Genomic DNA, 23032 nt, shown 5'->3' on the forward strand with positions numbered 1-23032 from the left:
GAATTTCTGACTTAGTTTATGTTTAGGCTCTGCTGGCCCATTCAAAATTACGGGTTTTAAACGCGTTAATCGACATTCAGCGAGTAGAACGTCAGCTGTTTGTCGAGATAATCGTTGATGATTGCGCGTGCTTTGTTTGCATCTATGCCTTCGGGGTTGAGCGTCCCACGTAGCCAAATGCCATCAATTAAGGAGGCAATACCATGCGCCACTAACTCAGCTTGCTCAGGTTCCAAAAGTGCCTTTAGTTCAATAAGCAAATGAGAAATAAGGCGTTTTTCATTTACACGTTGCAGCCTTTTGAGCTGAGCGTCGTGCATTGAGTAAGACCAAAACGCCAACCAAGTCTTCGCGACCTTGTTCTCTGCTTGGTAGCCTTCGAAATTGCCGTTGATGATGGCGTTAATTCTTTGTTGATGAGCGTTAGCGGGTAACTCTTTTAGAGCTTTAGTGATAGTGACCGACAATTGGCGCAAGATTTCGCGCATCGTCTCTTCAAGCAGCCCATGCTTACCACCAAAATAGTGGTTAATGATCCCAGTCGACACTCCAGCTTCTTTACTGATCAAAGCGATACTGGCCGAATGCAAACCGACACGATCGATCACCGCCATTGTGGCTTGTACGAGTTGCGGTTTTCGGATATCTGGCATCCCTACCTTGGGCATTTTGGGGTCCTTTTATTTTTAATTGAACGTTCGATTAATTATAAAATGACAGAAAACTAGTTAGGGTTCAAATGATTATTTTAACAAAGCAATTACAAAACAAACGTAAAAACAACAAAAACAGACACTAAAACAATAGGTTACACAATCATTCGCCCACTAAATAAATACCCAAAAGATTTGAGGTGTGATGTTTATTGTTCGATAGTTTTAGGCAAAGGTTGTTTAATAGATGAGCAGAAAGAAGGGAAAGCTTGAGGCTTGAAAATAGAAAGAACCGAAAACCGAGTATCTTGAAAAGAGATAATATAAAAAAACGGAGAGTAGCCAATGGCACTCTCCGCGTGATTTAGGGTTAGACTGTGGTTTTATTAGAATGTGGGTTAACTAGAACGCAAGGTGATAACTGTTGCTCGGCTGACCAAGAGCAATACTCCACGTCTGCTCTGATTCGCTACTGGTCATTGGTACCCAGCGCACATAGAGCGAGTCCCAGTTCGTATTAACCTCGAGTTCGACTTCATCGGTAAGATCTGGGTAGATGGTAGTAATGCGCGAAACCGGATCTGGAATCACTTCACCATCAGCTTTTACGAACGCCGCTTCTGAATAGAGATGCAGAGCTCCCTTTGTTGACCCTGAATAATCGATCGACAGGGTAATTTTCTCACCTACATCAAACGAAAAATCGCGCTGGGCAACAATATCTTGAGCGGCAGCCGGAGTCGCAGGTTGAGCCGTTGAGCCACCACCTCCTCCGCCACCACCACATGCAGTCAGGGCTGAAATCGAAAGTAGGCTGATTAGCTTGATAAATGTTTTCATGATGCTCTCCTTATTCGCCCGTTGCTGAGACTGAAGTGTTTTCTACAGCGGTTTTGTACCACTCACCATGGCTCTCTCCGCTTGCTTCTACCCAGTCATCAAAGGTTAGGTAGGCCTCACAAATGTCTGTGTATTCAATCGGGTGATCCCACTCGTCACGAATGTTTATCGCCCACGGCATATTGTTTTCCGTAGTGAACGACGCCACGTTGTCAGACTTGTCGTCATGGGTGTTGAAGAAGGCGTTGTTCATGTCACTAGTGCCCGAGAACTGCTTCAAATGAGTCTGCCATGTGAATCCAGGAGCCTCGCTCGTAAAATCACCGTGATACATGTACTGAGCAGCAAAAATGAACGAGTCGTAAGGCGGGTAGCCGACAACATCACGTGAAACTGGGGTCGTGAACTCAACATAGAGTTGGTACTGCAATGCACCAGCATTTTGTGTGGCCAAGCAGTCGGTTTGTGTTCTGTAGAATGTGCAACTTTCAGTAAGTTCACCTAAGTTCTGAAGGTCCTCTTTAAGGTCCTCAGAAACAATCAATACTGCATCGCTAGTACCCTGCTTTACAATCGAATGACTAACCGCAACACCATTACGGGTCAGAGTCGCATTAGCAATGTTACTAGGGTCAACGCCCGGAAGATGGATACCGTAGCCGTTTGAGAAGCCTGCTCCCATTGCTTGCAGCGTATAGTCAAAACTGATGTTTTTCAGTTCACGCTGACCATTCAACTGCTCTGTAATTTGGTAACGCCATACCACATCATTGAAGTCGTAATCACCCATCAATGGCCATCTGTCCTCGAATGCGATGGTCGCATAATCACTACCACTTGGATAAACAGAGGTGATGGTGATGTCGCTGTCTTGCTGCACCAATGGCTCATATTTTGAGTCTGTTGAACCGTCTGGGTTAACCCCATCCACCGCAGTAAACGGAGTCACTTCAACCGTGAACAACAGGTCATTAAAGTCATGGTCGCCCCCCGTACGTTTTAGGTCTTCAAAGCCCAGTACGAAGAACTCATTCTCAGTGTCGATAAAGGCCACATTATGTCTTCGCAGAGTTGCCGTGTTCTCAGGGTTAAGTTCAGAGTAACTGTAAAAAGGGGTTCCCCAATTACCAAGTGAAGCAATGTTATTGTATGAACCCGACCACCCCCAACCATTGGGAACTACAAAGAAGGCGAGGGTTTGACCCGCGGTCAATTCGACGCCTAAGTCGATGGTGTCACCTTCGACCATTTCACCATCTGGGGCTTTTGAAGTGTTGGGGAAGACGATGGTATGCGCTGTAATGTCGTCAATTGAAGCTGGCGGGTTGTTGGTATCGTAGACAAAGTAACCGAGCGCGTTTCGATAGCCAGCCCCTTCATTCAAAAAAGTGATTTTCGCCGATGCGAACTCGGCACCACCCAATTCGTCATCAATATCAATATTAGAATAACGCTCTGGTGCGATGAAGGCGCTGTTGACATAAGTTCCTTCAGGCAACATCGAGTAGACATTATCTAGCGTGTCATGAGGCAATGTTCCGGCAATCGAATAGGTATCGTTGGGCTTACCTAAGGCAGAGTAATTTGAGCTGTCTGCTCCAGATTCAAAAGTAAAATCGGACGTTGTTAATGCAAGTGCTAGGCTGGGAGCCATGCAGCCTGCCGCAACCAGTGGATTCCATATTCTCATTATCTTCCCTCTCAACTGACTGTAAATGTGTAAAGTAGAAGAGAGCAAGTATGGTGCCTAAAATTTAGCCGTTTAATTTCATAAAGTTAGCGACACTGGATGCGATTTTCTCATTTTGAGAATGAAGCTGACATCCTAAAAGAGAGAGGAACTGATACGGGGAATTAGTGCGGAAAACAAAGAAGCCGCCCTGCTGCACGTTGGCAAAAGAGCGGCTAGATTTATATTAGTTGCGAAGGGTAACTCTTAGCTCAACTTTGTAACTATTGGCTCAACTGCTTGAGCAGTAACTCCGTTGGACGAACAATCGCAATGATCGATTCATCGTAGATCTTCGCAGCATCAGATAGGATAGCTTGGTAGGCATTGGCATCAGCTTCTCGAACTTGCTCACCCGCTTTCGCTTTAGCAATCAAAGTGAGCGCCAGATCGGCAACTTCGACCGTTTTCTCTGCAACCACCACAGTTTCTACCGAAGAGACGTTAGCAGCAAAGATAGTTTCAGCGGCAAGTGCAGCCGATTTTGCTTGCTGATAATGCTCAGTAAGCTGCTCCAATGCTTGTTGATTACCTGTCGCGACTTCGTTAACCAAATCCTGCATCTCATACACCGCATAGCTTTCCACTGGCAGCGCATCAACAAAGCGGTTTAGGCGCTCATATTGACTGTACAAAGTGCCTTTAGGCTCTGTTGAGTTCCACTTCTCCCAGTTACGAGCATAGTATTGTGCTGGCTCGGTATACTTTGAAAGAATACGAAGATCTTGGATATCTTGGCCTCTGGCAATACGCTTCAGCAACATATCAGCATCCGCGTGGTGACGCAGACCTACTGAGATTTCCGACCATGTGTCCATCGCTTTCATACGCTTGTACATGCTGCGCTCATCGGTCAGTTCAGCGTCCGACCAGAAACGTTCTGCAATCGCGTAACTACGAGGCCATAGGTAGTTTTCTACCGTGAGGCTGTCTTTGTTCTCTAGCCATATCGTAATCTCACCACCCAGAATCAACTCTTTTTCTTTGTCGGTGAGTTCTGCAGGGTAACCACCATTAGGTTCAGGGATGACACTGCCTTCGATATCGCTACTCGCAATCACTTCACCTGTCGTTGGCCAGCGCACGTTACCAATCAATTGGTAGCTGCCCTCAGAGAATCCATTTGGATTGAGGTTCAGGTTAAACTCAGTGTAAGACATGAAGTTATCGAAGTGACCGACAAAAGTTTTGCCCGGCACATAATCAAGGATGTAGATCTCTTCACGAGACTTTCCGTTGTAATCACTGAACGCGCGGAAAGTGCCATCTTTCGCTTCAATGATAGTCAGCGTACCCTTACGTGGACTGCCTTTAGAACGAGGCTTTTGCCATTGGTAAGTCACGAACTTCTCGCCGCTGTGAAGCTTATCATCAACAGTGATACCGGTTGGCATTGGGTCATTGCGGTAGTGATAACTCGTAGGCTGAGGCTGGTCTAGGTAGTAGCCGGTAGACAGGATACCTGGGTAACCCTCTTGCGCTGCACGACCAATACTGTCGTGACCTTGCCAGCTTTGAATCACGATAGAAGTTGGCAGATCTTTATGCCAAATCTCATCCCAACCCGTCATCTTCTTGCCACGCTCTTCCAGCATCTTCTCAACTTTTACGTTGAGATAAGACTGCAAACCGCGTTCGCCATCAATGCCGTTCTCTTCGATGAATTTCTGATGCTTTTCGCTGTTGATCCATTGAGAGTAATTTGGCTCATCGCCACCAATATGGAAGTACTCATCTGGGAATAGCTCGGTCACTTCATCAAATACATCACCCAGCATTTCATAAAGCTCTGGGTTTAGAGGGTCCATCAATGGCTCAAACACACCCCAGCCGCGCTCTTGGTCATAGCTTTGGCCTTCGCCACCCGACATTAAGCGTGGGTAAGCATGCGCCACAGCAGAAGAGTGTCCCGGTAGTGAGACTTCAGGAATCACACGAATACCAAGGTTACGAGCGTATTTAACTAAGTAACGAACTTGGTCTTTAGTGTAGTAATCACCATCGGTGGTTTCTGACCATAGCCGCGGCCAAGATTCCGTTTGAATGCGGATACCTTGGTCGTCCCAGAAGTGCCAATGGAACACGTTCATTTTCGCAGAAGCCATCGCATCTAGCTGACGAATCAACACATCAAATTCAATAAAGTGGCGAGAGGTATCGTAGGAAACACCACGCCAGCGGAAGCGAGGTTCATCAACAATCGTAACGGCAGGAATGTGGTAGCCAGTCGCTGTTGTTTCAACGAGCTGTAAAAGGGTTTCGATACCATGAATAGCGCCATAAGGACTTGGGGCGCTCAGCGTGATTTGTTCACCTTGAGTGGTAATCTTATAAGACTCTTCTGAGTCGATGTTCTGAATTTCAGACTTTGGAGCTGCGTCAATATCAATGATCAGGTTTGCTACGTCTGCGCTATCAACCTGCCAATTCAGAATCGGGATACCGGTTTGGCGTACCAAACGATCGACAAAGCGTTTCGCCGTGTACTCAACACGATCAGAATTATAGCCTTTGATGTAAACCTTGAAGTTACCGTCGACCTTTACTTGACCAGCTTGTAGTTCAACCGTTTGTGGGTACGGCATTAAGTTAAGATCGGTATTCGGAGCCATTGCTAACGCCATTGGGGACACTACTGAACCTGAAATCAATAGAGACAATATAGTTTTTTTCATTATTAGTTTTCCTATATAAGAGCGGTTCTGTTTGGTTTATCGGAGGCGATTCACAAAACAGAACCATCAGCCACTGCTGCTGTTTATCGTGAGATCAAAAGCCTGGCGCTAGTTAACAAGCTCAACAGCTTCACGAACCAATACAGCAATCTCATCCCACTGTTCGTTCTCGATCATCTTTGGAGAAACCATCCACGTGCCACCACAGCACACCACGCGATCAACGTCTAAGTAGTCATTGACGTTGTGTTTGCCGATACCACCTGTAGGCATTAGCGACACATCAACGTAAGGCGCGAGCAAAGATTTGACCATGTTGATGCCGCCAGACGCTTCTGCTGGGAAGAACTTCAAGAAGTTAAGACCTAGCTCCAGCGCTTGCTCTACTTGGCTTGGGTTATTTACGCCAGGAACGATTGGCATGCCGATCTCTTGGCAACGTTTAACCGTGTTTGGATTCAAACCTGGCGCTACGATGAACTCACTGCCCGCCTCTTTCGCAAGATCGATCTGCTCAGGGGTTAATACTGTGCCAGCACCGATGCACATCTCTGGGTAGGCATCACGCATCGCACGAATCGAATCCGCTGCCGCTTCGGTACGGAACGTCACTTCTGCGACTGGTAGGCCGTTTTCTACTAACACTTTTGCTAGTGGAATCGCGTGTTCCACCTTGTTGATTTGAATAACAGGGATAACTTTGAATTGCTTAAGTGTGTTGATCATTTCTTGAGACATAATAATTTCGCTTTATCTTTCTATTTTTTGATTAAGTGGTTCATAGCGCTTACCGGGATAATGGCGCCTGAATATTGAATAACGGTAGAAGCCAGTTGGTGGCCGAGTTCAGCGGCTTCGGTAGCACTCTCGCCCGTTAAGCGTGCAGCTAAGTAACCCGCCGCAAAAGAGTCACCAGCAGCGCATGTATCAACAACGTTCGCAACAGCTGTCGCTGATACGTAGCTTTCTACTACCTTGCCGCTTTCTACCTGAACAATTTTGCATGGCTCACAGCCACGTTTAATAACGATCTCTTGGCAACCTAAGCGAAGGCAGCGTTGTTGAACGCTCTCAGAATTACCCCAAACCAGTAGGTCGTCGTCTTCAGTGATCAGCGCGATGTCTACCAATGGCAATAATTTGGCGTACCAATGTTGAGCTTGATCAGTCGTCCAAAGCTGCGGGCGATAGTTGTTATCGAAAATCAGCTTACCGCCTTGGTTTGAGAACACGCCAATGGCTTTCAACAGGCGTTCACGTGAGGTGTCATCTAAAATCGCGATACTGATGCCACTGATGTAAACCGCGTCGACTTGTTTCTCTGTCAGCGCGATTTCAAGCTTATTCAGATCATTCGCTTGGAAATAAGATTTAACTGCCGCGTCGTTGCGCCAGTAATGAAAGTGTCGTTCACCAGTCTCATCGGTTTCGACCATGTAGAGACCAGGAAGCTTATTCGCAATGCGCTCTACGAAATTGGTTTGAATACCTTCTAACTGCCAGCTATCAATCATATTTTGAGACAGTTCATCACCACCAAGACCTGTCGCGTAATGCACTGATAGGTCTTTATGTTGAGTCAAGCGAGAAAGGTAAAGCGCGGTATTTAGCGTGTCACCGCCAAACTTTTTGGTTAATGGAGAGCCGCTGATTTCGACCATACATTCGCCAAAGAAAGCAATGTTGAAGTGAGAAGATACAGGCATAGCCGATCCTAAAAATAGAGAGATAAATGGGGAAGGGCCCTGCCGTTAAACAGGGCCTGAATTAAGCAAACCAGTTGTGGAGCGTTGGTTTAGCTTGTTTGATTTACTGGACGTTGAGGTGCCGCTTCTTCTTCAAGTACGCCAGTCTCAGACATTTCCATCTCCATCAGAGCACGCTCGTCATCAAGATTCGCTTTTGCCATTTCTGGTGTTACTTGGTTAGCCGGAGTACATAGGCTCACTACCACACCCGCTGTTAGAGCGAATAGACAAGATGGAATCACTGGGTTGCCCCAGAAGGCTGTTAGGTCAGCGTTAAGCATTACAGTGAATGAAGCGATCGACGCACCAACCAGTGTCGCAATCGCGCCTTGCCAGTTGTAGCGTTTCCAGAAGCGCCCCAACATACCGCACACGAACATGCCCGACATAACTGTTGAAATCATCTTGGTGATGTAGCCAATGATGTCGTTTGACGTCAGTGCGAACAGCAGTGCAAACCCAATTACCACAACCAAAGCTAAACGAGAGTAGTTCATCATTGATTCTTTGTTTGGCACTCGGCCAGTGAACATCACGTATACGTCACGCAGTAGGATAGACACACCCGCAATCGCATCAGAGCTCGCGCTCGACATGGTTGCAGATAGGCCAGCGATAAGAACAATCATGCCAACGCCAACTGGAAGTACTGTTGCTGCAATGTAAGGGAAAGAGAAGTTCGGGTTATCCAGCGTTGGGTCGATAGCGTGTGCCGCCATACCAATGATTGCTGGAATGATAGAGAAGAAAAGGTACAACACACCAGACGCCACGAAAGAACGACGGATTGTTGAGACGTCTTTACCAGAGTATATGCGTTGACGGAATGAAGGCGTCGCCAGTACACCAACACCGATAACCACAGCTAGAGAAACCGCAGGCAGAATGCCCAGTTTATCGATTGCTAAAAAACTCGTAGCAGCAGGGTCCATCGCAGCGTAAAGGTTATCCATGCCACCAATGTGGTTCACAGACATCACCGCCATCAAGATGAAGCCAGCAAAAAGGATGATAGCTTGGATAGTATCGGTCCATACAACCGCTGTGTAGCCACCGATAACAACGTAGATCGTGAATGCCGCTGCAATAATGATCTTCGCAAGGTTAAGGTCAATGTCAGCAATCCACGCTAGGTACATACCGCCACCTAGAATGTGCGCACCTAACCAACCAATTGACGCGATAAAGATAAGTAGGCCAACCACGTTTTTCACGATTCGGTTAGCACCTACGTAATACGCTAGCTCTTCACTCATTGTCATGAAGTTCAGCTTACGAACCGGAGCAAACCATAACGCAAGCAATAGGATGCCAACAGCACCGCCAATTCCGTACAGAGCACCAGCCCAGCCATTTGCGTAGCCGAAGCCAACTGCACCCATACTTGAACCCGTACCGACCATCGTCGCGACTGTTGTACCAAGTACTAAAAATAGTGGCAGGCCACGGCCACCTAATAAGAAATCTTCGCCAGATTTTTGATTACGCGAGACAAACCAGCCTAACCAAATTAAAAAACATACGTACACGCCGAAGCCTGTAAGAAAAAGAGTGCTGTTCATTGGACACCTCTCAGTGAAATATGAAGTTCATTCCTGAACTTTATTTATGATTCATTCATCTAATATTTCATATAATTACTTTATTGATTTTGTATAATTTTAATTAAAGTAATTTTTATAAATGTAGGGTGAGAGTATTAAAGAATAATAACAGGGATGACTACGCCCTAATACTCTCTAAGTAGGTTATTGTGATTAGGTTATAACTAAACGCGATCAGCGCGGTAGCAAGTCACATCTACTTCAACTTTCACGTCTACAACTAGGTCGCAAACCATGCAGATACGTGCCGGTGGGTTAGCACCAAAGAACTCTTTGAATACCTTATTAAAAGATTGAAAGTAACGAGAGTCCGTAAGTACAACCTTTACGTGCACTACGTCTTCTAGGCCGTAGCCCGCTTCAGTCATGATATCGACACAGTTTTGAATCGCTAGGCGAGACTGGTCAACAATACCGCCTTCAACCACTTCACCGTCAGTCATTGGTGTCTGGCCAGAAACATATAGGAAACCACCCGCTTCCGTTGCACGTGCAAATGGTAAATGTTGTCCACCTGTACCTGTACCACCTTCAACACCGTAACGTTTAATAGTCATTTTTTAACTCCAGATGTAAATATATAATATTGGTTATTCCAATAAACTTAATTTAAATAAAATAATTTCAGTTCTTTATATTCGTTAATTACGATAAATAAAAACGCCCGAACGATTATTTTGTACAATTCCTTTTTGGTAAGTTAACTCACCATTAACAAAGACACTCTCAATTCCTTCTGCAACTGAAATAGGATTTTCAAATGTTGCGGTGTCTTTAATATTCTTTGGATCAAATAAAACTAAATCGGCAAATGCGCCCTGGCGAATTTCACCTCGACCCGCTAAGTTGTAACGCTCTGCTGACATACCAGTCATTTTGTGAATCGCTTCAGGCAGTGCGAACAGCTTTTCGTCTCGGCAGTAATGGCCTAAAACTTTCGGGAAGGTGCCCCACAATCTTGGGTGCGGGTGCGGGTCATTTGGCAACCCATCGGAACCAACCATGGTCAGCTTGTATTTCAAAACACGCTTTACGTCGTTCTCATCCATGCAGTGGTAAACCGCACCCGCTGGTTGAAGCGCTTTTGCTGCCTCCATCAGGGGTAGGTTCATCTCATCAGCAATCTGCTTAAGGGTTTTGCCTGCATGTTCTGGTTTTGCTTCAGACCAAGTGATGAAGATGTCGAAATCGTCCGTCACCTGTTTCAAATCTAATGTCGAAGAGCTCGCTGAATATGGGTAACAGTCGCAAGACACATCTTGGTGTTCAGATACTTTATCCATCAAATCAAGCACTTCAACGGTTCTGCCCCAGTTACCTGCACCTGCACATTTAAGGTGGGAGATAACAACCGGCACTTTTGCGTATTGCCCGGTCTCAAACGCTTCTTCCATCGCGCTTAAGATCTCTTCAAATTCGGTACGCATATGCGTGGTATAGATACCACCATGGCTAGACAGCACTTTGGCTAACTGCATCACTTCATTGGCGTTCGCTTGTTTCGCACTTGCGTAAGCCAAGCCAGAGCTCAAACCTAATGCACCTTGCTCCATCGCCAAATCAAGGTTGTTTTGCATCTCTGCAATTTCATCTTCAGTTGCGGTGCGTTGTAGGTCATCCATCACTTGGTTACGCAGTGTGGTGTGTCCCACTAAGGCTGCGACGTTCACTGCAGGTTGCGCTTGCTCTACGGCTTGTGCATACGCAGCAAAGGTTGGGTATTTAAAATCTGCTTGGTCGCCCAATAGATTCATTGGGTCAGGTGGATCGCTTGCCAGTACCGTTGGCGAAGCACTGATACCACAGTTGCCAACGATCACGGTTGTCACACCTTGGCTGACTTTTGGTAGGCAGTCGGGAAAGCGAATCACGTTGGTATCATCATGAGTGTGAACATCAATGAAGCCCGGTGCTAACGCTAATCCAGCGCCTTCAATCAACTGCGCACAATCTTCATGATCGATCTGACCAATTTCTACGATTTTCCCGTCTAGGACAGCGACATCTGCACCAAAGGAGGGTGCGCCCGTGCCGTCAAATACCTCTACATTTTTGATGATCGTATCGAACAACATTTTCACTCTCTCAATCCGCTGTGTTGATGGAGCTATCTTAAAAATTCGGGTGATAGTTTTCAGTGACAAAACACACATTATATTTTAAATTGTGTGATAGTTTCTTTCACAGAAAAACAAAAAGATAAAAATAAACATTCAAAAACAGCAACTTAACCCATGTTAGGAATGAACAATGACACTGAACTCGAACCAAGAAAATGTTATAAAGTATCAAAACAGCAAAATAGCACTGCTAGAGAAAGGGCAAAAAGGTCGCGTGACCACCTTGTCACAATCCGGCAAATACAGCTTAATTGATGAAGAGATATCGCTACCGGCTGCAGTCATCAAACAGTCCGCTCTCACTCATAATCTTGGTTGGATGCAAGCCTTTGCTAACCATCATCAAGTTCAACTGTCTCCGCACGGAAAGACGTCCATGACGCCTGACTTTTTCCGAGAACAACTGAAACACGGCGCTTGGGGAATCACTGTCGCTACGCCTGCTCAAGCCGAAATCGCAGCACTCGCAGGTGCCAAAAACATCATGATGGCCAACCAGTTAGTTGGGAAAACCAACATGGCGATCATCTCCTCACTCATGGCTGAGTTTGACGTGAACTTTTACTGCTGTGTTGACTCTCAACTCAATCTAGAGCAACTCGATAACTACTTTTCCAACACCAAGCAGACACTCAATGTCCTGATTGAATTTGGTGTGTCTGGCGGCCGCTGCGGTTGTCGTAGTTCACAGGAAGTGCTCGAACTCGCCGAAACAATTCACGCTATGTCAGCTCTCTCGTTAGCGGGCATTGAGGTCTATGAAGGTGTGATTCATGGCGACAATGCCGAGCAAGACATTCGTGACTTCTTAGGCCAAACACTCAATGCTGTTCAAACACTGGCACTGGACGGATTTATTCAGGAAACACCGATCGTTACCGGTGCAGGGTCGGCATGGTATGACGTTGTTGCAGAGTGTTTTGCGAACCTGACCCACTGTTTAGCCATTATCCGCCCGGGCTGTTACGCAATCCACGACACAGGTATCTACCTCGACGCACAGAGCAAAGTGATGCAACGTGCTCAGGCCAACCAAGGTTATGCCTGTGAGCTAGGTGGTGACTTAGAATCGGCACTTGAGGTGTGGGCGTATGTTATTTCTCGTCCTGAGTCGAACAAAGCCGTGATCGGTTTAGGGAAGCGTGATGTCGCCTTCGATGCTGGTTTACCGATTGCCGAGCGTGGTTATCGCAATGGCGAGCAGATTTCAGTCAAAGGCATTGTGGCAACCGCCGTTATGGATCAGCACACCTTTATCGAGGTCAGCGAAGAGAGCGACCTTCAAGTAGGCGATGTGATTGCATTTTCGACCTCTCACCCATGCTTAACCTTTGATAAATGGCGCTATATTGCGATCAGTGATGACGAACACCAAGTCACAAATTGGGTCGAAACCTGCTTCTAGCGGTATTTTCCGATCACATTCAGATATACTAACGGGGCTAGACTGTTAGCCCCCTATTACCCTTTGCGCCACCAACAAGGAACGAGATTCTTGAGTTTAGAAGTAGACATCATTTCGCAGATAACAGAGCGTTTCCCCGCTCTTCGCGAGGCCGAGAAAAAAGTCGCCAAACTGATCATGGACGACATTAACTTTGCTGCCAACGCGAGCATTACTGAGCTAGCTGAGGGCGCACAAGTCAGTGAAGCCACCATCACGCGCTTTGCCAAGGCCATCGGTTGTAATAATGTGCGCGACATGAAGATCAAACTGGCTCAAACGCTTACCGTTGGCCAACGCTTTATTCTTGAGCCGGTTGACCAAACGGGTTATCAAGGGATTTACGAGTCGATCAAGCAGAGTCTCGACATCAACCGCTCTTTGTTCAAAGAGCAAGACGTTGAAACAGCAGTAAGCTGGTTGCATAACGCACGCCAAATCATTGCGATAGGTATGGGTGGTGGTTCGACTATCGCATCGCAAGAGCTGCAACACCGATTATTCCGATTGGGTTATCCCGTCGTCGCGTATAACGATGGCTTGATGTCACGCATGGTTGCTGCCACAGCGGATGCCAATGACGTGTTTGTGATGATTTCCGCCACCGGTTTTACACCCGTTATTACAGAAACCGCGGAGCTGGCAAAGCAGTATGGTATGAAGGTGATATCCATTACGCCACAGGACACTCCGTTGGCGAAAATGTCTGATATTGTTTTGCCTATCAAGCATATGGAGACAGATTTCATCTACAAGCCATCGGCATCTCGCTACGCAATGCTGGCATTGGTAGACGTGCTCTCTATGGGGATAGCGGTCAATCACAAGAACCGCTCACGAGACAAACTTCGCCGCTTGAAGGTAGCACTCGACTCTCATCGAGGCGGTGGCGATCGACAACCGCTCGGCGACTAAAACCAAGCCAGCCTTCGCAGCGCCTTAACGCGTAAACTCGGCCTCTATACCAATATACAAATATACAAAAACTCCGACTTAGCGTCGGAGTTTTTTGTTCAAGTACACAACCAGCATTAATTCCAATCAAGGATCTGCCAATTAGGCCTGTCTGCCAATGCTCGTAAACGCGGGCATGGGTTCACCAAATACGCGTAATCGGCAAATTCACACAATGGCAAATCATTGATTGAGTCAGTGTAGAAATGAATCTCTGAGTACGTTGTCGGCTGCGCAGCAATCCACTGCTCTAAGCGAGTCACTTTGCCTTCTCGGTAGCTCGGCACACCCTCTATCTTCGATGTGTAACAGCCCTGTTGCTCGACTAAATCGATGCCGAGTGCATGAGGAATACCCAACTTACACCCAACAACTTCAACTAAGAAAGTCACGCTGGCAGAGATGATCAGCATATCAATCCCTTCGCGTTTGAGTTGCTCAATAAGCGGTAAGGTTTGAGTAAACAGCTTAGGTAGAATTTTACTCTCTACGCACTCTTCCACCAACACATTCACCTGTTGTGTTGTCAGATGAGCGAGAGGCTCCATGGCGAACGTTAGGTAATCCTCCATATCGAGTTTACCTTGGCTATACAACCCCATAAGGCGCTGATCTTCTTCAATAAAGCTTGGGTCGCTCGCAATACCTTTTTCGACTAGGAACTCATTCCATAGCATCGCAGCATCGGCGTTGACTAGGGTTTCATCCATATCAAATACATACAAAGGCTTAGACATCTTAGGCTCTCACAGGTTGAATTTCGTTTAAGTTAAATAGCAACTCCAGCTGGCTTCCGTTCGCCAGTAGACGCTCAGAAGAACGGTTAAGCAAATCAACGGTCAGCTCACACTCATCCACATCCACTTGATAACGAATCACGTTACCCAACAGCTGATGATTACGGATCGTAGCCGTTTTTGGTGCTGAAATATGTGCACCGTATTGTCTTCCCTGCTCTTTAACGTAAATCGACTCTGGGCGAATCGCCACCTTCCAATCAGTATCGATATCGAAAAGTTGCTTGGCTTTATTGGCTTGAACCAGATTGTAGTGACCCATGAATCCGGCAACAAACTCGTTAGCAGGTTGAGTGTAAATCTCTTCTGGTGTGCCCGCTTGAACGATCTCGCCCTTGTTCATCAAAAAGATGCGGTCAGACATGATCATCGCCTCTTCTTGATCGTGAGTCACAAAGATGGTGGTGAGATCCATCTCTTTTTGAATATCACGGATCTGCTGACGAAGGTGCTTACGGATCTTGGCATCCAATGCCGATAGCGGTTCATCAAGCAACAGAATACGTGGCTTAACCACCAGAGCACGCGCTAAAGCGACGCGTTGACGCTGACCACCTGATAACTGATGTGGATAGAAGGTCTCTTTACCTTTCAAGTCCACCAGCTCAATCACTTTTGCTACTTCACGTTTGATTTCGTCGCCAGCCAGCTTTTTCATTTTCAAACCAAAGGCGATGTTGCCCTCTACCGTCATGTTTGGAAACAGCGCATAGGATTGGAAAACCATACCGATGCCGCGCTGCTGTGGCGCTTGGTGGGTGATGTCTTCACCATTAACCCAAATTTGGCCATCATCGACTGGGTTTAGCCCAGCCAAGCTACGTAGCAAGGTAGATTTACCACAACCACTTGGCCCAAGCAGGGTAATAAACTCACCTTTCTCGATAGTGAATTGAATGTCTTCAAAAACGGTGTTGTCACCGAAACTTTTCGTTAGATTGTGTGCGTTTACATAACTCATTATTTGACTCCACGGCTAAAACGACTTGCCATCCAAGTCAGTAAGAAAATGAATAGGAAGTAGGTCATCACCAAGGCTGAAGTAAAGTGGCCGCTGGTCTGACGCATGTTGTATAGATAGATTTGTAGCGTCTCATAGCGTGTTCCAACCAAGATGTTGGCAAACACAAATTCACCCAGTAGGAACGAGAACGACAGGAACAGAGAAGCCATCAAGCCCTTCTTTAGGTTTGGCAGAATAATCAACAAGAAAGCCTTGGTGGTGCTCGCGCCGAGTAAGTGCGCAGCGTCCATCAGATCTTGTAAATTGATCGCCTGAAAGCTGTTAGCGATAGCGCGATACATGAATGGCAGCGCAATGGTGAAGTAGGTACCAATCAAGATCCAAGGTGTGCCGATAAGTGCAATTTCACTATCGGCATACAGCTGTAGCAGGCCAACCGAAGAGACCACAGGTGGCACAGCGAACGGCAGTAAGATCATGATATTCATTACTTTATCCAGTTTCGGGAAATAGTAGAACACCACAAATATTGCCGGAAGAATCAGCACCACACTCAGTGCTAATGCCGCGATACAGATAAACAGTGAACGACCAAACGCTTGTAGGAAGCGAGGGTCCGTCAGTAGGCTAACGTACCAATCCAGAGTAAAGCCATCTGGCAGAATAGTGGCTCCCCAACGTGATGACAGCGAGTAAACGAACGTGGCAAGAATTGGAATCATCATGATGCCAACGATCGAGAAAACCACCGTTTTATGAAAGCGAGTATTAACGTTTTGCATTAGCTTTTCTTCCCTGCATAACTCTTACTGATAAGCCATTGGTTAATCACGGTGATAAATGCCAGCATCGCCATCAGAATCACTGAAATCGCTGCCGCTAAGTTAGGTTCAAGGAACAGATCCCCTGAAACCAGACTCGCGATTCGAATCGTAATGACGTTGTAGTTACCAGAAGTGAGTGCATAGACACTGGCGTAAGCGCCTATCGCGTTGGCGATCAGAATAATAAAAGTGCCGAATAGCGCTGGAGATAGCACAGGCAAGCCAACCTTAAGCCAGTACTGCCACGTCTTTGCGCCAAGCAATGCAGATGCTGCCTGCCAATCGTCGCTCAACGCATCAAACGCTGGATACAACAGCAACACTGCCAGTGGAATTTGAAAGTAGATATAGATCGCCAATAAGCCCCACTTTCCGTAGAGGTCAAACTCTCCCAATAGACCATATTGCTTCAGCAACAAGGTTATCGCACCGTTGGTACCAAGAATGATGATGAAAGCGAAGGAGAGCGGGACACCAGCAAAGTTGCTGCTCATATTGGTAAAGGCGATCACGCCGTCACGAATTTTGCAGTCAACACGGCGGAGGGAGGAAACCAATAAGGTAGCAATCGCTAAGCCAAACACGCTCGACCACACGGATAGCCACAAACTATTACCAAAGGCCTGCATCATGAAAGCAGAATCAAACACCTCGGTGTAGTTTTCGAGCGACAACTCGCCGTCGTAAAAGAAGCTGTTAATCAGTACCCAAACCATAGGGGCTAGCTGAAACAGATAGAAAAACAGCGCAAACGGCGCCAACCATAAAGCGGGCTTAAAGCGTTTGAACCAAGAAGAGGCCTTAGGTTTCGACGCGTTTGCGTTTAGTGAATTCGATTTTTGGGTAATGGCAGGACTGCTCATAGTGCTAACAATTCCTGAGTGTAAGATTTATTGTGTTCTAAATTAAGAAGTTGGCACACAGTGCCACAGATTTCGGTCTGCTTTACTTGGCAATCTTGATGTGTGAATTTGTCACCAATCACAAAGAATGGGACTTCGCGCTCTTCCGCCAGAATGCCACCATGAGAAAGGTCGTCGTTCATACCGTGATCGCTGGTCACAATCACTTGATAGCCATCTTCGATCCAACCTTTTATGTAGTTCGATAGGAAGATATCGGCGCCACGCGCACTATTGCGATACTGACTAGAGTCCAGTCCATGCTTGTGGCCCATATCGTCAATATTCATTGGGTGGATCAACAAGAAATCTGGCTGATACGTTAAACGCAAGTGCTCGGCATCTAGAAACAGCGCCTCATCTGGGTAGTGGTCCCAGTGGTAGAAGCAGCCGTGTTGAATGTTCAAATTCTCGTCATGAGTAAAACGATCTCGAACCGGATCGAATGGTGCACGATTATAAAGCTCGCTCACCCAGTGATACGCTGCAGCGGCGGTGGTTTTGCCCTGCGCCTTTGCCAAACTAAAAATCGACTCATAATTGGAGAGGCGCACAATCTGGTTGTTAACGATGCCGCTCTCCACTGGGCGAACTCCAGTAAGGATGCACTCATAGAGTGGGCGCGACATAGAAGGCAGTTCACACTGCATCGGATAAAGCGTCGCACACATTTTGCCTTGCAATGGGCTTTGTGAATCACTCTGATTACTAGCCGAGTGACTCAGTTCTAGAAGACCATTCAGGTAGCCCATGCAATTGCGGGCTACCTGATAATTCAGTCCATCTAGAACAACAAGGATAACCTTATTGCTCATGATTTATTCTCTTACTCAAGTGGGGATTATTGCTGGTGAATCAGAACGCTTTCTTGCCATTGACGTGGCAGACGACGTGCTGATTTTTCCCATGCAGAGAAGTCAGTCACAGGGTGAACATTGCCATACTCTTCATTCGCAATCAGCTTGTCTTGTACTGATTGAGGCAGAGTGATGTTGGTACGAATTGGACGCGCGTAACCCTCAGCTAGATTGATTTGGCCTTGGTCGCTGAAGATGTATTCACGAGCAAGCTTCGCCGCGTTAGGGTTCTTCGCATACTTGTTGATGATGGTGGTATAACCCGAGATAACAGAGCCATCTTGAGGGATGTTGACACTGAAACGCTCACGGTCAATCTTGTCGCGGTAGTTCAGTGCGTTGAAGTCCCACATGATCGCTACTTCAACTTCACCTTTTTCTAGGTTCGCCATATTTGGATCGGTGTAAGACAGACGACCCTGTTTCGCTAGCTCACCAAAGAACTTGATCGCAGGCTTTAGGTTGCTTTCATCACCACCGTTAGCAAACGCGGCTGCTAGTACTGCGTTATTTGCTTGTGCCGCAACGCCTACATCACCGACCGTCACCTTGTAGTCACCCTCAAGCAGATCACTCCATGTCTTAGGCGCGTCTTTGACTAGATTGTTGTTTGAGATGAATGAGATAGTTCCCGTGTAAGCTAGGGCCCAGTGGCCATCTTTGTCTTTCGCCCACTCAGGAATGTCGTCCCAAGTTGATGGTTTGTAGGGTTGAGTCACGTCTTTCTTCACTGCAACGCGAGCAAAAGCAAAGCCCACATCGCCAATATCAGCGGTTGCATTGCGCTTCTCAGCCTCAAATTTTGAGATCTCTTGCGCCGAGCTCATATCAGTGTCTTGGTGCTTTAGGCCATAGTTTTCCTTTAGGTCCGCCCAAGTGTCTTTCCAGTTTGCCCAACTATCTGGCATACCCACACTGTAAACCGCGCCCTCTTTTTGAGCGGCTTTTACTAGTGCGTCTAAGTCAGCGTCATTCGCCATCGTTGGCATTGAAATGGTCGCTGTCATCAAGGTTGCGCCAATCAGTTTTGATGGTGATAGCGTTGAACGGCAAAGCAAAGTTTTCATTGTCTCTATCCTTCTGGACTAGGTCAGTAAGTTCACTTTGTATGCTATAGGCGGATTGTTACGGTTTATGGCAACTTATTTGACAGTTCAAATGCATTTATATGGCAGAACTGTTTCAACAGCCCGACTTTTAGCCAGAACCTGTGTCACATTACTGTTAAACAGCCGACTTATACTGGTAACAACAAGGAATCATGGACTAGATCAACAATGAGAATGCCGGGCAACAGCCATTCAGAGACACAATTAGGAAAAATCAAAAACAGTATCCGCGAGCAGATCCAGTCTGGGATCTATAAAGAAGGGCAAAAGATTCCTTCAGAAAGAGAACTCAGTGAGCTCTTTGCTACCACTCGCATCACGCTCAAAGATGCGCTTATCTCTCTTGAGACTGAAGGGCTAATCTATCGCGAGGATAGACGCGGTTGGTTTGTCTCTCCTGAGCGTATCCGATACAACCCTCTATCTCGCTCTCACTTTCATCAAATGATTCGCGATCAGAATCGAATTGCAGAGACTCGTCTTATCAATACCCGCTCAGAAATGGCCGCTGGTGAATATGCCAAGGCATTGAAAGTGGAAAGCATCACACCAGTTCATGTCATTGAACGACTGCGCTACATCGACGGAAGAGTGGTGCTGTTTGTGGAGAACGTACTTAAGGCAAGTTTGTTTCCTGAGATCCTCTCACACGATCTCAAGATGTCACTCACCGATATCTACAAGAAAAACTATGGTTACGAAACCCAGCGTTCTCGATTTGATGTTATTCCCACCTCGGCACCCGCGCATGTCGCCAAGGCACTTAATCTTTCAGAGGGGCAACCTGTACTGAAGATCTGCCGCGTCAACTACAAGCAAGACGGCGAATTAATGGACTGTGAATTCGAATACTGGCGCCCCGATTCAGTGGTGATTCATATTGATAGCATTGGCTAATATCGTGATGGTATTACTTCGTTATTAACCAAAACTCCGACCTTAGCGTCGGAGTTTTTGTTGATAGTCGTTAGGTTGTTCGACTCTAAACAATGCAAAGCACAATTTATAAAAAACACTGTGCAATTCAAACTTTCTTTCGTTACTATTGGTGCGACTTATGAATGGAGTAAGGTTTTATGATCAAAGTGATTGCACCGTTATTGTTGGTATTTTCTGGATACACCCTAAGTGCAGGAACTTCAAACACTGAGAGTTCAAGTGCAGAGAGCTTAAATTCAAACAGCTTAAATGCAGACAGCCCGGATGTATTTGATATCAATTCGATTCAGAACCTACCAATTCAAAGTCTATCAAATCAAAATGTACCAACTGCGCCAGAGCAGAATCATGAATGCCAAAGCATCGTGTGTAACAACTACGCTTCTTTCGACACTAGCTCGACATCGAATGACGACAACATCACCGTGGTTAGCGTGCCTGAAAGAAACTCCAATGAAACCCTCGATGCGATTGGCAGTGCCCTCTACATCATTGGTGAGATAGGCTTTGCAGAGAATCTATCTGGGCCAGACTATCGCAACAGTTCTTCTAACTGATTGCCGGCACAAATGAGCGCTTGAGTCGCTCATTTTAGACTAGCCACAGCACGTTTAGTCCGGCATCACCACAATACCCATAGCTTCAAGCAATTGATCTTGTTGCCATTCTGCGATTTGAACACCTGTCATATCCACCCTTTTCGGGTTAAGCCCCTCTAGCTCAGCATGACATAGGTTTGCGCCTTGGAAACTAAATTGAGTCCAAGCATCTTCTGAAAAAACACCGCGGCTCAGGTCCGACTCCTTCATCGACGCTCCCACCAAATGTGCGCCTATCCAGCGGTTTTCAAACAGCTCACATTTTTCTAAGTTGGCGCTCTCTAGGTTCGTATAGGACAAATTACAGCCTGTGATATAAGCCGAGCAGAAGAAGACTTTCTGCGTCACATAGTTGGCAAAGTTAGCACGATGGAAATTCGCGCCTTTTAGGTCGCAGCTCCTGAATTCAATACCAAAGCAGTTAGCATTGCTGAAGTTGGCCATCGCTAACTTACAATCTTGAAAGCTCGCATCTCTCAGATCAGCAAAGTTAAACTGACACCCTTCCATATCGGAAGTCTCAATAAACTTGCAGTGTTTAAACGTGGTTTCTTTTAGTTGGGCGCTATGAAAGTTACACTCCAAAAAAGTGCAGGACTCAAAGGCCAAATAACTAAGGTCTTGATGAGAAAAATCGTGCTGATGATAAGTGTGGTTTTTGGTTTTCATGGCCGCTCCTTATTTGCGTCCCCGAAACGTAACATTAGGACGAGACCAAGTCACGATTTTAAAAACCTTTAAAAACAAACATTTAAAACACCCCAAAATCGCCAATTTAAGGCACCTAGAAGCCCTTTTAACAGGGTGTTTTTTTGATTTTCTTATGCACCTTTGAAGAAAAAAGTTTAAACAAACTGAGAGGCGCTCAGAAAGCATAGAAACTCAAAAAGTTCTCAAACATGAGTAAACTCGTGAAAAGTCCCATTTACATTGTAAATCCGCACAAAAAAAGAGCACTCAATGGTGCTCTTTCTTAATTAAAGTGAATAAGTTGCGTTACGCGACTTCAAGAATGATCTTCTCGAGCTTATCCAAACCTTCGTTAAGAACTTCTGACTCGATCGTCAATGGTGGCAGTAAGCGAATTACGTTCGCTTTCACACCACAAGACAGCAGAATTAAGCCATTCTCTTGTGCCTTGCTAATAACGGCCTTAGTGAGATCTTGCAGAGGTTTGCCCGTTTCAGGACAAGCAAACTCAATCGCCATCATCGCACCCGTAGTACGGATTTCACCAATTGCAGGTACAGACTCTTGAAGCTTAGTCATACGAGCATTAACCACCTCACCAATGCCCATCGCTTTCGCACACAGCTGCTCTTCTTCGATAATTTTAAGAACCTCAAGACCCGCAACACATCCTAGAGGTGAACCTGCGTATGTACCACCAAGGCCGCCCGGCAGTGCCGAATCCATCACATCCGCTTTGCCTACCACAGCAGAGATAGGGAAACCGCCTGCGATGCCTTTTGCCATCGTCATCATGTCTGGTTCAATGCCTAAATATTCCGTAGCAAACATTTTACCGGTACGCGCAAAGCCAGTTTGGATTTCGTCAGCAATGAGCATGATGCCGTGCTTATCACACACTTCACGTAGCCCTTGTGCGAATTCAGCAGGTGCTTTGTAGAAGCCCCCTTCGCCTTGCACAGGTTCAAAGATGATAGCCGCTACGCGTGATGGCTCGATATCACATGCAAACAGGTCTTCAAGCGCTTGCAGGCTCTGCTCGGTGCTCACGCCATGGAAGGCATTTGGGTATGGTGCATGGAAGATCTCATTCGGGAAAGGACCAAAGCCCGCTTTGTATGGTGCAACTTTACCTGTCAGACCCATTGTCATGTTCGTACGACCATGGAAACCACCTTTGAATGCGATAACGCCACTACGACCAGTATGAGCACGTGCTACTTTCACTGCGTTCTCTACTGCCTCTGCGCCCGTGGTTAAGAAAATCGCTTTCTTTTCGCTATCGCCCGGTGCAAGTTCAGTCAGTTTTTCCGCCAGTTCAACAAACGAAGCGTACGGTGTCACCATCGCACAGGTATGAGAGAAGTTGTCCAGCTGCGCTTTTACTGCTTCACTGATGCGTTTGTTTGAGTGACCAGTATTGGTTACCGCAATGCCTGCAGCAAAATCGATGTATTTGTTGCCATCTACGTCCCATACATGGGCGTTCTCTGCTTTCTCAACGTAAAGTGGATAAAGTGCGCCCATACCTTGAGCGATTACTTGGCTTCTTCTTTGGTGTAGTTGTTGGTTAGTCATTGTTTT

At 46.4% G+C, this 23032-nt stretch carries 21 protein-coding genes; 4 read left to right on the top strand and 17 right to left on the bottom strand.

Annotated elements, in window-relative coordinates; translation table 11 throughout:
* Positions 1-65: 65 nt before the first annotated feature.
* The 9 genes from betI to AC6R05_RS22530 form a co-directional block, all read right to left on the bottom strand.
* On the bottom strand, positions 66-668 hold the full coding sequence (gene betI / locus AC6R05_RS22490; RefSeq protein WP_152469999.1) for a transcriptional regulator BetI: 603 nt from the start codon (positions 666-668) through the stop codon (positions 66-68).
* A gap of 387 nt (positions 669-1055) precedes the next feature.
* Positions 1056-1493, bottom strand: a complete 438-nt coding sequence (locus tag AC6R05_RS22495) for a hypothetical protein (RefSeq protein WP_500648702.1) — start codon at positions 1491-1493, stop codon at positions 1056-1058.
* 10 nt (positions 1494-1503) lie between these two features.
* A complete protein-coding gene (locus AC6R05_RS22500) occupies positions 1504-3183 on the bottom strand; it encodes an LruC domain-containing protein (RefSeq protein WP_500648703.1) in 1680 nt (559 codons plus the stop codon).
* 263 nt (positions 3184-3446) lie between these two features.
* Positions 3447-5897 (bottom strand): family 20 glycosylhydrolase, encoded by a 2451-nt coding sequence (locus AC6R05_RS22505; protein WP_500648704.1) that lies wholly within the window; start codon positions 5895-5897, stop codon positions 3447-3449.
* A 108-nt stretch (positions 5898-6005) separates the two neighbouring features.
* On the bottom strand, positions 6006-6635 hold the full coding sequence (locus AC6R05_RS22510; RefSeq protein WP_500648705.1) for a bifunctional 4-hydroxy-2-oxoglutarate aldolase/2-dehydro-3-deoxy-phosphogluconate aldolase: 630 nt from the start codon (positions 6633-6635) through the stop codon (positions 6006-6008).
* 20 nt (positions 6636-6655) lie between these two features.
* Positions 6656-7603: a sugar kinase gene (locus AC6R05_RS22515; RefSeq protein WP_500648706.1), complete on the bottom strand. Its 948-nt coding sequence runs from the start codon at positions 7601-7603 to the stop codon at positions 6656-6658.
* Between the two features lie 89 nt (positions 7604-7692).
* Positions 7693-9207 carry a sodium:solute symporter family protein gene (locus AC6R05_RS22520; protein ID WP_500648707.1) on the bottom strand — a complete coding sequence of 505 codons (1515 nt, stop codon included), beginning with the start codon at positions 9205-9207 and terminating at the stop codon, positions 7693-7695.
* 206 nt (positions 9208-9413) lie between these two features.
* Positions 9414-9806 carry a RidA family protein gene (locus tag AC6R05_RS22525; RefSeq protein WP_061016111.1) on the bottom strand — a complete coding sequence of 131 codons (393 nt, stop codon included), beginning with the start codon at positions 9804-9806 and terminating at the stop codon, positions 9414-9416.
* An 84-nt stretch (positions 9807-9890) separates the two neighbouring features.
* Positions 9891-11324: an N-acyl-D-amino-acid deacylase family protein gene (locus tag AC6R05_RS22530; RefSeq protein ID WP_500648708.1), complete on the bottom strand. Its 1434-nt coding sequence runs from the start codon at positions 11322-11324 to the stop codon at positions 9891-9893.
* Positions 11325-11499: 175 nt separating this feature from the next.
* On the opposite strand from AC6R05_RS22530, the gene AC6R05_RS22535 reads away from it, so the two are divergent.
* Together AC6R05_RS22535 and AC6R05_RS22540 are read left to right on the top strand one after the other, a co-directional pair.
* Entirely contained in the window at positions 11500-12774 is a 1275-nt protein-coding gene (locus AC6R05_RS22535; RefSeq protein ID WP_500648709.1) for an amino acid deaminase, read from the top strand.
* Positions 12775-12864: 90 nt separating this feature from the next.
* A complete protein-coding gene (locus AC6R05_RS22540; protein ID WP_500648710.1) occupies positions 12865-13728 on the top strand; it encodes a MurR/RpiR family transcriptional regulator in 864 nt (287 codons plus the stop codon).
* 116 nt (positions 13729-13844) lie between these two features.
* Here AC6R05_RS22540 and AC6R05_RS22545 read toward each other — a convergent pair whose 3' ends face one another.
* The 6 genes from AC6R05_RS22545 to AC6R05_RS22570 are packed head-to-tail and all read right to left on the bottom strand — an operon-like array spanning position 13845 to position 19178.
* On the bottom strand, positions 13845-14504 hold the full coding sequence (locus AC6R05_RS22545) for an HAD family hydrolase (RefSeq protein WP_500648711.1): 660 nt from the start codon (positions 14502-14504) through the stop codon (positions 13845-13847).
* A 1-nt stretch (position 14505) separates the two neighbouring features.
* On the bottom strand, positions 14506-15525 hold the full coding sequence (locus tag AC6R05_RS22550; RefSeq protein WP_500648712.1) for an ABC transporter ATP-binding protein: 1020 nt from the start codon (positions 15523-15525) through the stop codon (positions 14506-14508).
* Positions 15525-16310, bottom strand: a complete 786-nt coding sequence (locus AC6R05_RS22555) for an ABC transporter permease (RefSeq protein WP_150869822.1) — start codon at positions 16308-16310, stop codon at positions 15525-15527. The genes AC6R05_RS22550 and AC6R05_RS22555 overlap by 1 nt, the downstream gene beginning before the upstream one ends.
* Complete coding sequence (locus AC6R05_RS22560) at positions 16310-17215, bottom strand: ABC transporter permease (RefSeq protein ID WP_032553807.1); 906 nt, start codon at positions 17213-17215, stop codon at positions 16310-16312. Before AC6R05_RS22560 ends, AC6R05_RS22555 begins: the two co-directional genes overlap by 1 nt.
* Positions 17212-18069 carry an alkaline phosphatase family protein gene (locus AC6R05_RS22565; protein ID WP_500648713.1) on the bottom strand — a complete coding sequence of 286 codons (858 nt, stop codon included), beginning with the start codon at positions 18067-18069 and terminating at the stop codon, positions 17212-17214. Before AC6R05_RS22565 ends, AC6R05_RS22560 begins: the two co-directional genes overlap by 4 nt.
* A gap of 26 nt (positions 18070-18095) precedes the next feature.
* Positions 18096-19178, bottom strand: coding sequence for an ABC transporter substrate-binding protein (locus AC6R05_RS22570; protein ID WP_500648714.1), 1083 nt, complete (start codon positions 19176-19178; stop codon positions 18096-18098).
* Positions 19179-19388: 210 nt separating this feature from the next.
* On the opposite strand from AC6R05_RS22570, the gene AC6R05_RS22575 reads away from it, so the two are divergent.
* Complete coding sequence (locus tag AC6R05_RS22575) at positions 19389-20117, top strand: UTRA domain-containing protein (protein WP_285465832.1); 729 nt, start codon at positions 19389-19391, stop codon at positions 20115-20117.
* A gap of 179 nt (positions 20118-20296) precedes the next feature.
* Entirely contained in the window at positions 20297-20716 is a 420-nt protein-coding gene (locus AC6R05_RS22580) for a hypothetical protein (protein WP_500648715.1), read from the top strand.
* A gap of 54 nt (positions 20717-20770) precedes the next feature.
* Here AC6R05_RS22580 and AC6R05_RS22585 read toward each other — a convergent pair whose 3' ends face one another.
* Both AC6R05_RS22585 and gabT read right to left on the bottom strand, forming a co-directional pair.
* Complete coding sequence (locus AC6R05_RS22585; protein ID WP_390518391.1) at positions 20771-21427, bottom strand: Qnr family pentapeptide repeat protein; 657 nt, start codon at positions 21425-21427, stop codon at positions 20771-20773.
* 327 nt (positions 21428-21754) lie between these two features.
* On the bottom strand, positions 21755-23026 hold the full coding sequence (gene gabT, locus AC6R05_RS22590; protein ID WP_500648716.1) for a 4-aminobutyrate--2-oxoglutarate transaminase: 1272 nt from the start codon (positions 23024-23026) through the stop codon (positions 21755-21757).
* Positions 23027-23032 lie beyond the last annotated feature (6 nt).

This window comes from Vibrio sp. R11-SG3-ISO9 (genome assembly GCF_059834255.1).